This window comes from Arthrobacter oryzae (assembly GCF_031454875.1).
GTDB lineage: Bacteria > Actinomycetota > Actinomycetes > Actinomycetales > Micrococcaceae > Arthrobacter > Arthrobacter oryzae_D.
Genome location: NZ_JAVDRQ010000007.1, coordinates 65,945 through 78,565 on the forward strand (window position 1 = coordinate 65,945; position 12,621 = coordinate 78,565).

General features: G+C 65.8%; 12 protein-coding genes. 9 read left to right on the plus strand and 3 right to left on the minus strand.

Annotated features, from left to right (window positions below; translation table 11 throughout):
- The first annotated feature begins 70 nt into the window (after nt 1-70).
- The 5 genes from J2805_RS13865 to J2805_RS13885 all read left to right on the plus strand — a co-directional run bounded on the left by J2805_RS13865 (nt 71) and on the right by J2805_RS13885 (nt 5,355).
- Nucleotides 71-1,066, plus strand: coding sequence for a substrate-binding domain-containing protein (locus J2805_RS13865; protein ID WP_309977146.1), 996 nt, complete (start codon nt 71-73; stop codon nt 1,064-1,066).
- A 72-nt stretch (nt 1,067-1,138) separates the two neighbouring features.
- Nucleotides 1,139-2,188 carry an ABC transporter permease gene (locus tag J2805_RS13870; protein ID WP_309977148.1) on the plus strand — a complete coding sequence of 350 codons (1,050 nt, stop codon included), beginning with the start codon at nt 1,139-1,141 and terminating at the stop codon, nt 2,186-2,188.
- 13 nt (nt 2,189-2,201) lie between these two features.
- Nucleotides 2,202-3,119, plus strand: a complete 918-nt coding sequence (locus J2805_RS13875) for an ATP-binding cassette domain-containing protein (protein WP_309977150.1) — start codon at nt 2,202-2,204, stop codon at nt 3,117-3,119.
- A 33-nt stretch (nt 3,120-3,152) separates the two neighbouring features.
- On the plus strand, nt 3,153-4,268 hold the full coding sequence (locus J2805_RS13880) for a Gfo/Idh/MocA family oxidoreductase (protein WP_309977152.1): 1,116 nt from the start codon (nt 3,153-3,155) through the stop codon (nt 4,266-4,268).
- A gap of 52 nt (nt 4,269-4,320) precedes the next feature.
- On the plus strand, nt 4,321-5,355 hold the full coding sequence (locus tag J2805_RS13885; protein ID WP_309977154.1) for a Gfo/Idh/MocA family oxidoreductase: 1,035 nt from the start codon (nt 4,321-4,323) through the stop codon (nt 5,353-5,355).
- Nucleotides 5,356-5,450: 95 nt separating this feature from the next.
- Here the strand turns inward: J2805_RS13885 and iolB are convergent, their stop codons facing one another.
- From iolB to J2805_RS13900, 3 genes are all read right to left on the minus strand, one after another.
- Complete coding sequence (gene iolB, locus J2805_RS13890) at nt 5,451-6,350, minus strand: 5-deoxy-glucuronate isomerase (protein WP_309977156.1); 900 nt, start codon at nt 6,348-6,350, stop codon at nt 5,451-5,453.
- A gap of 74 nt (nt 6,351-6,424) precedes the next feature.
- Nucleotides 6,425-7,165 (minus strand): GntR family transcriptional regulator, encoded by a 741-nt coding sequence (locus tag J2805_RS13895; RefSeq protein WP_309977158.1) that lies wholly within the window; start codon nt 7,163-7,165, stop codon nt 6,425-6,427.
- 178 nt (nt 7,166-7,343) lie between these two features.
- Nucleotides 7,344-8,156, minus strand: a complete 813-nt coding sequence (locus tag J2805_RS13900; RefSeq protein ID WP_309977160.1) for a gamma-glutamyl-gamma-aminobutyrate hydrolase family protein — start codon at nt 8,154-8,156, stop codon at nt 7,344-7,346.
- A gap of 114 nt (nt 8,157-8,270) precedes the next feature.
- Between J2805_RS13900 and J2805_RS13905 the strand changes: the two genes are divergently transcribed.
- The 4 genes from J2805_RS13905 to J2805_RS13920 all read left to right on the plus strand — a co-directional run bounded on the left by J2805_RS13905 (nt 8,271) and on the right by J2805_RS13920 (nt 12,613).
- Nucleotides 8,271-8,978 (plus strand): FadR/GntR family transcriptional regulator, encoded by a 708-nt coding sequence (locus J2805_RS13905; RefSeq protein ID WP_309977162.1) that lies wholly within the window; start codon nt 8,271-8,273, stop codon nt 8,976-8,978.
- A 211-nt stretch (nt 8,979-9,189) separates the two neighbouring features.
- Nucleotides 9,190-10,560: an MFS transporter gene (locus J2805_RS13910; protein ID WP_309977165.1), complete on the plus strand. Its 1,371-nt coding sequence runs from the start codon at nt 9,190-9,192 to the stop codon at nt 10,558-10,560.
- Between the two features lie 31 nt (nt 10,561-10,591).
- Complete coding sequence (locus J2805_RS13915) at nt 10,592-11,365, plus strand: SDR family NAD(P)-dependent oxidoreductase (RefSeq protein WP_309977167.1); 774 nt, start codon at nt 10,592-10,594, stop codon at nt 11,363-11,365.
- Nucleotides 11,366-11,482: 117 nt separating this feature from the next.
- Nucleotides 11,483-12,613 carry an LOG family protein gene (locus J2805_RS13920; RefSeq protein ID WP_309977169.1) on the plus strand — a complete coding sequence of 377 codons (1,131 nt, stop codon included), beginning with the start codon at nt 11,483-11,485 and terminating at the stop codon, nt 12,611-12,613.
- The last annotated feature ends 8 nt before the right edge of the window (nt 12,614-12,621 follow it).

The window sequence follows — 12,621 nt, forward strand, 5'->3', positions numbered from 1 at the left end:
TGATCGAGGTAGACAGTGCTCCGGCGGCTGCAGAGTGGCAGCCCGGATCCTGAGATCAAAGGAGATTAAGGTGGCACACTTTTCCTGGCGCAAGGCGGCCCTCGTTGCAGCGGTAGTCCCGATGCTGGCGCTGAGCGCATGTTCAAGCAGCGGCGGCCGGCCCAACGAAGCCGGCGGCGGCGGAGGCGGCGGCCAAGTCGCCACCACCGAGCGGATGAAGGTGGCCCTCATCACCCACGCTGCAGCAGGCGACACCTTCTGGGACATCGTCCGCAAGGGCGCCGAGGAAGCGGCTGCGAAGGACAACGTGGAACTGCTCTACACCTCCGATCCGGAAGGCGGCCGCCAGGCACAGCTGATCGAGCAGGCCGTGGACCAGAAAGTGGACGGCATCGCCGTTACGCTGGCCAAGCCGGATGCCTTGAAGGACGCGCTGAAGAAGGCAACCGATGCCGGCATCCCCGTGGTCAGCCTCAACGCCGGCGAGAGCGTCTCGGCCCAGCTTGGTGCCTTTACCCACTTCGGCTCGAACGAAAAACTCGCAGGCGAGGCGGTCGGCACCGAACTGGCCTCCCAGAACTTCAAGCACCCCATCTGCATCATCCAGGAGCAGGGCCACGTAGGCCTCGAAGCACGGTGCGCAGGCGTAAAGGCCAAGGTGGCCGGTACTGAGATCCTGTACGTCAACGGCCGTGACATGACGGAGGTCGCTTCGACCATCACAGCCAAGCTGCAGGCCACCAAGGACGCCGACGCCGTGATCGGCCTGGGCGCCCCGATTACCCTGACGGCGCTGAAGTCCATCACCGATTCCGGCAGCTCCGCCAAGGCAGCATCGTTCGACATGAATGCCGACCTGGCGCAGAAGATCGTGGACGGCACCATCCTCTTCACCGTGGACCAGCAGCCCTGGCTGCAAGGATACGGATCCATCGACGCCCTGTGGCAGGCCAAGCGAGGCGGCTTCAAAATCGGCGGCGGCCAGCCGGTCCTGACCGGACCCACCATCGTGGATAAAGAGTCCGCCACCGAGGTCCTCAAATTCGCCCAGCAGGGCGTCCGCTAAGCCGCAGGTACCCCTGGCCCCGGGAGAACCGGAGCCCGGTTCTCCCGCAGCCGGACCAACAAGGAGCTTTCCATGACACAAACGTTAGCCAAGCCGGCACCGCTGCCGGCGGATGAACGGGTCGGCCGCCGAAGCCCGTTCCAAAAGCTGCTGGGGCGGCCCGAAGTCGGCGCCCTGGTAGGTGCCATCGTCCTGTTCGTTTTCTTCTCAGTCGTTTCGTCAACCTTCATCCAGCCAAGCTCGTTTGCCACCGTGCTCTACGGGTCCTCCACCATCGGCATCATGGCAGTAGGAGTTTCGCTGCTGATGATCGGCGGCGAGTTCGACCTTTCCACCGGCGTTGCCGTGATCAGCTCAGCCCTGACCGCGTCCATGTTCGCGTGGTACTTCTCGCTGAACGTCTGGGTGGGTGTCGCGCTGGCCCTGGTGGTCTCCCTTGCCATCGGGTTCATCAACGGCTGGATCCTGGTGAAGACCAAACTGCCGAGCTTCATCGTTACGCTGGCAACGTTCCTCATGCTGACCGGACTGAACCTCGCGCTGACCCGACTGATCTCCAACGGAGTTTCGTCGCCTTCGATCGCCCAAATGGACGGCTTCGCTTCAGCCCGAGCCGTCTTCGCCTCGTCGGTGAACATTGCCGGCGTGGAAGTCAAAATCACCGTGTTCTTCTGGGTTGTCCTGGTTGCCGTGGCGTCCTGGGTGCTGCTGCGGACCAAAGTGGGGAACTGGATCTTCGCTGCCGGCGGCGACGCCAATGCCGCCCGTGCCGTCGGCGTCCCGGTGACTGCGACCAAGATCGGCCTGTTCATGGCGGTCGGTTTCTGTGGCTGGGTGCTGGGCATGCATAATCTGTTCGCCTTCGACTCTGTGCAGTCCGGCGAGGGCGTGGGCAATGAGTTCCTCTACATCATCGCCGCGGTGATCGGTGGCTGCCTGCTGACCGGCGGGTACGGCTCGGCGGTGGGCGGTGCGATCGGCGCGTTTATCTTCGGCATGGCCAATAAGGGCATTGTCTACGCGCAGTGGAACCCGGACTGGTTCAAGTTCTTCCTGGGCCTGATGCTGCTGCTGGCCACCATCGTCAACCTGATCGTCAAACGCCGCGCAGAGCTCAAGTAAAGGGGCCGGAGAAATGAACGCCAAAGAAATCGACCAACAGACTCTGCTCCGGAACGAAACCGATCCGCTGACCCACACCCCGGTGCACCTGCTCGAACTGGACAAGGTCGGCAAGCATTACGGCAACATCGTGGCCCTGACCGACGTCACCATGGCCGTGGACAACGGCCGGGTCACCTGTGTGCTGGGCGATAACGGTGCCGGGAAGTCCACCCTGATCAAGATCATCGCCGGGCTGCACCAGCACGACGAAGGCGTCCTGCAGGTCATGGGGGAGGAGCGGAAATTCAGCTCTCCCCGGGACGCCCTGGATGTTGGCATTGCCACGGTGTACCAGGACCTCGCCGTCGTGCCGTTGATGCCGATCTGGCGGAACTTCTTCCTGGGATCGGAGCTGACGAGCGGGTTCGGTCCCTTCAAGAGCCTGGATGTCCAGAAGATGAAGGACATCACCAAGCACGAACTCGCCGAGATGGGCATCGACCTCCGCGACGTGGAGCAGCCCATCGGCCAGCTTTCCGGCGGTGAGCGCCAGTGTGTGGCGATCGCCCGCGCGGTGTACTTCGGCGCGAAGGTCCTGATCCTTGACGAGCCGACGGCGGCCCTGGGCGTGAAGCAGTCCGGTGTGGTGCTGCGGTACATCCTGCAGGCCCGCGACCGCGGCCTGGGTGTCATCTTCATCACGCACAACCCGCACCATGCCTTCCCTGTCGGTGACCGGTTCCTCCTGCTCAAGCGCGGCAAGTCGATCGGCTACTACGAGAAGAAGGACATCACGCTCGACGAGCTCACCGCACAAATGGCCGGCGGCGCCGAACTGGCCGAACTCGCCCACGAACTCGAACAGCTCGGCGGCCACGGCGACGTGGTGAAGGAGGTCCAGGGGGAAGTGGCAGGAGTGGAGCAGGCGACAGGCAAGGCGTACACCTGACAGCGAAGTTCCACCAATTGAAAGGACGGGCCGTTGGCCTACATCACCCACAACTCCGCCGCAGCCCCGGCACCTGTGCGGATCGGTCTCATCGGCGCCGGCTGGATGGGGGCGTTCCACGCAGAGAGCATCGCCCGCCGTGTCCCGGGCGCAGTCCTGGCCGCCGTCGCCGATCCCAACGTTGAATCGGCGGAGGCGCTGGCTCGGTCCCTGGGCACCGCGAAGGTGACGGCCAACGCCGAGGATGTCCTGGCGGATCCCGGGATCGACGCATTGATCATCGCGAGCCCGGCGCGCTTCCATTCCTCCCTCATCGCGCAGGCGGCTGCGGCCGGAAAGCACGTCTTCTGCGAGAAACCGGCCGGCCAGGGGCTCGGCGAGCTCGATGCGGCCCTGGCCGCGGTGGAGGCGGCAGGCGTGCATTTCCAGGTCGGTTTCAACCGGCGGTACGCAGAGGATTTCCAGGCCGCCAAGAAGGATCTTGCCGCTGGGGTGGCCGGCACGCCGCAGCTCCTGCGCTCGCTGACCCGCGACCCCGGAAACGGAAGCATCCCGCACGCGGCCAGGGTCCCGGCGTGGACCATCTTCCTGGAGACGCTGATCCACGACTTTGACACGCTCAACTGGTTCAACGAAGGTGCCGAGCCCGTGGAGGTTTACGCCGTGGCAGACGCCCTTGTGGAGCCGGAACTGCGTGATCAGGGCTTCCTGGACACCGCAGTGGTCACCATCCGGTACAGCAACCGCGCCATCGCCGTGGCGGAAGCAAACTTCAGTGCGCTCTACGGTTACGACATCCGTGGAGAGGTCTTCGGGTCAAAGGGGATGGTCCAAGCGGGCCGGGCAACGGAAACGGCAGCGCGCCGCTACACCGCGGACGGAATGTCCGCGGATACGCCGAGGCTCAACGTCGAACTCTTCCGGCAGGCCTACACGGATGAACTCGCTGATTTCGCGGCTGCGGTGCGTGCACAGCGCGACGGCATGCCGCCGTCGTCGTCGGACGTCACCCTCACGCCGGGTGCCGCTGATGCCCGGCGCGCGCTGGCCGTGGCGCTGGCCTGCATCGAGTCAGTCAAGCAGGGAGCTCCGGTGGCCGTGCCAGGATTGGCAACCTCAGCCGGACTCGGCGGCAGGGCCGGAGCCTGATGCGGCCGCACGCCTTCCGGGCCGCATTCACCGTAATTGCAGGGGAGATCTCATGAAGGACGTCATTCTTGGCCTGGCCGGGGTGGGGCGGATCGGCGTGATGCACGCCAACAACATCGCCGCGCTGAACTCGGTCCTCAATCCGGAGGGCATCAATGTCAGGCTCCGGCTCACCGATGTGGCCGCAGAGCACGCCCGGACGGTCGCGGCCGGGCTCGCCGCGGAATTTCTTCCTACCGCGGATGCCCTCATAGCCTCCGGGATCGACGGACTGGTCATTGCCACGGGGACGGCGACACACCCTGAGCTGATCAGGGCCGGAGTTGATGCCGGGATCCCCGTCTTCTGCGAGAAGCCCGTCGCCATGAACGTTGCTGACGCCCTGCCGGTACTGGATCACATCCGTGACCGGCAAGGCGTGGTGCAGATCGGCCATCAGCGCCGCTTTGACGCCGGATACCTGGAAGCCAGGCGGGCCTACCAAGAGGGGGAACTGGGCTGGATCCACTCGCTCCGGGCCGTCACGTGCGACATGGCACCTCCGCCTGTGGAGTTCCTTGCCAGCTCCGGCGGCCTCTTCCGGGACTGCTCCGTCCATGACTTCGACATCCTCCGCTGGCTGACCGGCCGGGAAATCGTCGAGGTGTACGCCAAAGGCTCCAACAACGGCGATCCCGCCATCGGGGAAGTGGGGGACGTGGATACGGCGCTCGCCGTGGTGACGTTCGACGACGGGACGGTGGGTACCGTCTCCGCCACCCGGTACAACGGGGCCGGCCACGATGTCCGGCTCGAAATCCAGGGGTCACGCAGCTCGCTGATGGTGGGACTGGACGACAAGACGGCGATGACCTCTGCCGAAGCCGGCGTCAGCTTCCCGGCGGGGGAACCCCACCACACGTTCGCCGGGCGGTTCGACCAGGCGTACCGCTCAGAGATGGAAGCCTTCGTCGAGCTGATTCTGGGCAGGCGGGAGAATCCCTGCACGCCGGAAGATGCCGTGGCCGCATCCCGGGTGGCCGATGCCGCCCAGGAATCCCTGGCCGCGGGCGTTCCGGTCCGCGTGGCGCAGAAAGTGGCGAGCTAGCAGCCCCAGCGGCCCGCTCCGGCTCCCGGTAGCGAGGAAGCCCCTGACCATCCGGTTAGGGGCTTCCGTTGTGTTGGCTTCGCGGCGAACGTTGCCTAGGCTCCGAACGGCAGCCGCGGGTCCACGTCCTGGCCTTCCCAGGTCTGGCGGATCCAGCCGTGGTGCGGGTCATCGCTGATGAGCCAGTCGCGGACCGGGCCGGGGCCGGCCATGACGTTCAGGTAATACAGGTCGTACCCCGGGGCAGCCATCGCCGGGCCGTGCCAGCCGTAGGGAACCAGGACCACATCGCCCGTGCGGACCTCCGCCGAGACGTCAATGGGCCGCTCGTCCGAGGCGTACACGCGCTGGTAGCCGATGGCGTCCCCACGCGAGGCGGAAGCGGCCGGACCCATCGGCGACACCCGGGTCTCGAAGTAGTAGATCTCCTCGAGGCTGGTTTCGCCGTCCTTGTCCTCGTCGTGCTTGTGCGGCGGATACGAGGACCAGTTGCCGGCGGGCGTGATGACTTCGCAGACAATGAAGCGGTCGGCTTCCAGTGCTGCCGGCGTGCCGAAGTTGTGGACCTGACGGGAGCAGTTGCCTGCGCCCCGCAGCTCAACGGGTGTCTCTGCGGCAGTCACGAGTCGGGTCGGGTAGGACGTTTTTGCGGGTGCCGTTGCGACCGCCACCCTGCCGCCGTCGGCCGAACGGATGGTGACGGCCTTGCCGGTCCCCGTGTAGAGCACGTCGCTGGGGCCGTTGAACACGCTCGCCCGGCCGGCGAGCCGGAAGTCCTTGCCGTCGACTGTGGCAGTGAAGGACCCGTTGAGCGGCACCACGATGCGTTCCTCGCCGGCGGCGGGGAGTTCGACGGCGGCGCCGGCCGCCAGGGTGCCGACCTTGAGTCCGGTGTGGGCCCAGCCGTCCACCTCCACCGCGGAGTCAGATGTTCCCAGCGAGACGTCCCAGCTGCCGTCGGCAGCGGAACCCAGCGGATATACCCAGTTGGCCATAGATCTACTCTTTCAATTAGTGCGTGCTGCCGGCAGCGCTGAGCGCCAGGCGTAGTCGCCCGGGGCGCGTGTGCTTAGCGCTGGACGAGTGTCATTTCGAAGCTGTAGGAGTCACCGCGGTAGACGTGGTGCCCGGTTTCCACCATGCGTCCCGTGTCATCAACCGCTGTGCGTTCCATGGTCACCAGGGCTGAACCGGGGTTTGTGTCCAGCAGGGGCGCCTGGTAGTCGTTGGCCACCATGGCACCGATGCGCTGCGAGGCCAGCCGGAAGTTCACTCCGCCGTTGCGCAGGATCGCATACAGGCCCTGGGCGCCCAGCTGGGCTTCGTCGATGGGGGTGATGTCGTCGCGAACCCAGTTTTCCATCAGTGCCAGCGGTTTGCCGCCCACCTTGCGGAGCCTGGTGAAGTGGTAGACCTTTGCGCCGGCGGGAAGCTGGAGCGCTTCACGCGTCGGTGCATCGGCCTCGATGTGGGAGAAGCTGAGCACCTCGGTGGTGGGCTTGCTTCCATTGTTCGTCAGGTCGTCAAACAGGCTGGACAGTTCCAGCGGCCTCCGGACCTGGCTGGAGACCACCTGCGTTCCGACGCCGCGCTTGCGCACCAGAAGGCCGGAGCGCACCAACTCGTCCATGGCTTTCCGCATGGTGGGGCGGGACAGGTTGAGCTGGGCGGCAAGGTCGATTTCGTTGTCCAGCCGGCTGCCCGGGGGGAGCAGTCCGGTGTGGATGGCGGACTCGATGCCCTGGACCACCTGGTGGTACAGGGGCACCGGTGAAGAGCGGTCGATGCTGAGGTTAAGTTGATTCGCCACTGAGCGCTCCCTTGTGCTCCGCAGGATCCCCATGGTGCCGGATAGCCCGCGTATGTCAGCGTATGTTCTCTTGATAGGACATACTGCCTTTTTGACGATAATAGCAGGCTGATTTGGGAGCGCCAAGGAACGGCAACCGGATGCCTTCCGTTGTTGCGGCCTGTCAGGCGCAGTACACCTAGGCCTGCTGCTCAACGCGGCAGGCCTCCACAAACGCCCGGAACGGGGCGACGCGTTCCTCCGCCGGGAGCTCGCGGGCCTCGGGGTGCCATTGAACGGACGCCACCCAGCGTGCCGGGTCTTCAAGTGCTTCCACTGTGCCATCGCCCGCAACCGCCGTCACCACCAGGCCGTCCGCCACCTGGGCCACGGCCTGATGGTGCCCGGAGGCAATCTTGACTGTGAGGCCGTCCGTCCTGCCCGGTTGGCCGTACAGCCGGGCCACTTTGGACCCCGGGGCAATGACCACGTCGTGCCAGGCCCACGGGCCGGTGCCTGCTCCGACCGGGCCTTCAAGTCCTGGGCCTCCGACACCCGCAGGTTCATGGTGCGTCACCGCGCTGGCAGGCATGTCCTGGATGAGGGTGCCGCCATACAGGACATTGAGGAGCTGGTGTCCGCGGCAGATCCCGAGTAAGGGCAGGCCCTGATCGATGGATGCGCGGGCAACTGCCAGGTCCAGTGTGTCCTGCGCGAGATTCACGTCGTAGCACTCGGAGCCCTGCTTTTCGCCGTAAAAGCGCGGGTCCAGGTCACCCCCGCCGGGGAGCACGACGCCGTCGAGCGTCCTGAGCGTTTCGGCCAGCCGGCCGTCGCCGGACTCCTCGGTCAGCAGCACCGGTTCCCCGCCGCCGTCGTGGACCAGGTCCACGATGAAATCGAAGAGCTCATTGGCTTCCCCCACCCGCGGGTCGGGATCCAGGGAGCTGCTCAGGCGGACCGGAATTCCGATCCGGGGCCGGCCGGGCGAGGGCAGGGAAGGAGTGTGCATGATTCATTCTGCAACAGGCTCACGCAGTTAGGGCCGCGATGCTGATCCGGGCGGCGTTCGACAGTAATGTGGAAAGCAGCCGCAGCAGGGGCAAGACCGAAGGCAGGAGCCAGGATGGGCCGCAGGACACTCGTGGACGACCTCGTCGACGGCCTGCTCGATGACATCCTCGACGGCAAGCTGAAGCCGCACGACGCCATTCCGCCCGAAGCCGACATCGCCAAGGCCTACGAGGTCAGCAGGCTCACCGTGCGGGAAGCCCTCAAAGCGCTGAGGGCGCAGAACATCCTTTACGTCAAGGCCGGCCGTGGAACATTCGTCAATCCCTCGGACAACTGGACCGGGCTGGACGCCATCTTCAAGGCCGCGTCGCACGGAAACGGCGCTGACCAGGTCTCGGTCGGGCTCATCGAGATGCGGCGCATGGTGGAAACCGGAGCCGCCGCCCTTGCCGCCAAGCGGCACACTCCCGAGCACGCAGAACAGATGCGCGAATGCATCGCGGATATGAAGCGCTTCCATGAGTCCGGGGACCTGGACCGCTTTGTGGAGGCCGACATCGCGTTCCATGACGCCGTGTTGAAAGCGTCGGGCAATCCGTTTGTCCGGGCACTCTTCGCCCAACTGGGACAGCTGCTCTACATGACCCGGCGGGAGACGTCGGCCGTGCCGGAAATCCAGCTGCACGCTATCGAGTACCACCAGAAGGTACTGGACGGCATCCTGAGCGGCGACGCTGAAGTGTCGCGTCGAACCATGGACGAACACATGGACCAGACGTACCACGACTACGAACGCTACGTCCACCACCCCCAGCCCTGACGCCGTGCCGCCCGGCGGGCGAGCCCTAGGCGCCACCGCCCAAACCGCGGATGGCTTGACGTAACCCAGATCACCCTCCTATGATCTTTCTCAGGTTCTTCCGTCAGATGTCAGACATCAGACTCAACCACTAAACCGACGGAATCTCCAACATCCCCCATCGGATCCAGCCGCCGCCCAGGCGCCTCATCCGTCAGATAGAAGGTCGACGATGACTTCACTTTCCATGCAGTCCGCAGGACTCGGCGAGCTCGGCGAACGCACGCTTCGCAAGGTTCGCCGCCGCGTCATGCCGCTGATTGTCCTGCTGTACTTTGTTGCCTACCTTGACCGCAACAACGTGGGCTTCGCCAAGCTCACCATGAGCGAGGACATCGGCCTGAGTGCGGCCGCCTATGGCCTCGGCGCCGGGATCTTCTTCCTCGGCTATGCGCTCCTTGAAGTTCCGAGCAACGCCGGCATGTACCGTTTCGGCGCCCGCAAATGGCTCGCCCGGATCCTCATCACCTGGGGCATCTTCGCCACGGCAATGGCCCTGGTCAACGGCGAAAGCACGTACTACATCATCCGCTTCCTCCTGGGCGCTGCCGAGGCCGGTTTCTTCCCGGCCATCCTCTTCTACCTGACGCTCTGGTTCCCCGCCGCGCAGCGCGTCACCGTCCTGGGCATCTTCATCCTTGCCCAGCCCGTGTCGAACGCCTTGGGCGCTCCCGTGTCCGGTCTGCTGCTGCAGATGGACGGAATCCTGGGCCTGCACGGCTGGCAGTGGCTCTACATCATCGAAGGCATCCCCGCCATCCTGCTGGGCCTGCTGACCCCGATCCTGATGACCGACCGCCCGCGGGACGCCAAATGGCTCAACACTGACGAACGCGAATGGCTCGCCACCACCATGGATGCCGAACTGGCCGCCAAGTCCAAGGGCGGAAACCACAACTTCCTGGCCGGCCTGAAGGACAAGCGCACCCTGGTCTACTCGGCCCTGTACTTCGGCCTGGTCTGCGGCATCTACGGCCTTGGTCTCTGGATGCCCACGATCGTCGCCGCGCTGGGCAAGTTCTCCACCGCCGAAGTGGGCTTCATTGTCCTCATTCCCTACGCCATCGCCGCCGTCTTTGTGTACTTCTGGAGCAAGCGGGCCGACCGGACGGGCAAGCGCGCCTGGCACACCGCCGTCAGCATGGTGCTCGCGGGCATGGGCCTTCTGGCCGCCGGATACCTGCTCCCGGTCAACCCCGTCCTGGCCCTGATCGCCCTGACCGCCTCGGCCATGGGGATCTACGGCGCCATCGCCCCGTTCCTCTCGATGCCGTCCGCCGCGCTCACCGGGGCAGCAGCTGCCTCCGGACTGGCCCTGGTCAACTCCCTGGGCAACCTCGGCGGTTTCGTGGCACCGTACGCGGTCGGCCTGCTGAAGGACGCCACGGGCAACAACCAGAGCGGCCTGCTGTTCCTGTCCTTCTGCCTGTGCGTCACAGCCGTGGCTACCTACCTCTATGCACGGAAGCGCCCTGAAGGCGACGCCGCGCTGGATCCCGCGGTTGCTGCCGCAGCCGCCGTGAACACCACAAAAGTCCCCTGACCCCTATTTTCCCGACGAAAGAAATAACGCAATGACAACCACTTCATTCCCCGCAGAACGCACCGTTGTACTGACCGGAGCAGCCTCCGCCCGCGGCATCGGCCGTGCAACCGCGGACCGGATGGCCAGCGAAGGCTGGTCCATCGCCATCCTGGACATCAACGCCGAGGACGCCAAGGCAGCAGCTGCCGAGATCGGCTCCAACCGCGCCGTGAAGGCCATCGGCGTGGGCGCCGACGTTTCCGATGCCGCCTCCGTGGACCGGGCGATCACCGAGATCGAGGAATCCCTGCCGCCCATCGTGGCCCTGGCCAACCTTGCCGGCATCAGCTCGCCGACGACGTTCATGGAGACCACCGTGGAGGAGTGGGACAAGGTCTTCGCCATCAACATGCGCGGAACCTTCATCGTCTCCCAGCGCGTGCTCAAGGGAATGATCGAGCGCAGGCTCGGCCGCATCGTGAGCATCTCGTCGATTTCCGCCCAGCGCGGCGGCGGCACGTATTCCAAGGTTGCCTACAGCGCTTCAAAGGCCGGCATCATCGGCTTCACCCGGGCCCTTGCCCGCGAAGTGGGGGAGTTCGGGGTTACCGTCAACGCCATCGCACCGGGCCCCATCGACACCGACATCATGGGCGGTACCCTGAGCGATGAGCGCAAGGCCCAGATGTCCGAGGGCATCATGATGGGACGCGTGGGCACCCGCGAGGAAGTCGCTGCCCTGATCTCATTCCTGCTCGGCCAGGACTCCGGCTACATCACTGCTGCAACCTACGACATCAACGGCGGGCTCCAGGTCTCCTGACCCCTGGGCGGCTCCGCCGCTGGAGCACCGGCCCGTACCGGAATGTAAGGCACAGAAGCGCCCCGCGGATTTCCGCCGGGCGCTTCTGCGGTGCCCGCCGCGGACTAGGCTGACTTCATGAACGCCGCCGGCAGCCTGAGCCACAGCCCCAGGACCCTTGAGGTTGAAAGCCTGGACAGCTTCGACCGGCTGGTGGAGGCAGGCGTCCGCACTATGCATGGCTGGCACGCCCAGTCCCTGGACCTGCGCGGGCGCGCCGCCCCGCTGCGGGCCATGGACGCGCAGGGCGCGATCTTCCTCGGCTGCACCTTCGACGACGGCGTGGAGGATTCGCTGCGCGGCCGCGGTGCGCTGATCTTCCCCAGGATGGAATCCGTCCCCTTCAACCCGTACCGCGGTCAGCTGTATTCGCCCCAGGAGCTTTACAGCGGCCCGCCCGGGGAACCCTACGAAGCCACGCTGGATGCCCGGATCTACAACTGGAGCATCCGGCCGGGCCAGCGGCACCGGCTGGATGCCACGCTGGCGGCGGCGCTGCACGACCATTCGATCGGCGATGCGCTGGATGAACTGGTGCGCTCCGAACTGGGCGGCCGCTCGATGGTGGGGGTGATGGGCGGTCACACCGCGCGCCGCGGAACGCCGGCGTTCACGGAGGCTGCCGTCGCCGGCAGGCTCCTCGCCAGGAGCGGCAGGGTGGTGGCCACCGGCGGCGGGCCGGGCGCCATGGAGGCCGCCAATATGGGCGCGTACCTCAGCGAGCTGCCGGAAGCGGACTTCCACGTTGCGTTGGATCAGCTGGCAGCCGTTCCGGGGTTCCGGCCCTCCGTGTCAGCGTGGGCGCGAACGGCGGCCGCCGTCGTCGAACGCCATCCGGACGGAACGCCGTCGCTGGGGATTCCCACCTGGTTCTATGGACACGAGCCGCCCAACTACTTTGCCACCCACATCGCGAAGTACTTCGCCAATGCCATCCGGGAGGCCATCCTGCTGGAGCTTTGCGACGGCGGTGTGATCTTCCTGCCGGGCTCCGCCGGCACCCTCCAGGAGATTTTCCAGGACGCCTGCGAGAACTACTACGGAGCCTCCGAAACCATCCGGCCCATGGTGCTCGTGGGCAGCGAGCACTGGAAGCGCCGTTATCCGGCGTGGCCCCTGCTGCAGAGCCTGGCGGCGGGGAAGCCCATGGCGGACAGGATCTTCCTGGTGGAAACAGTGGAGGAAGCCCTCGACGCAGTGTCCGGCTAGAAGTGTCC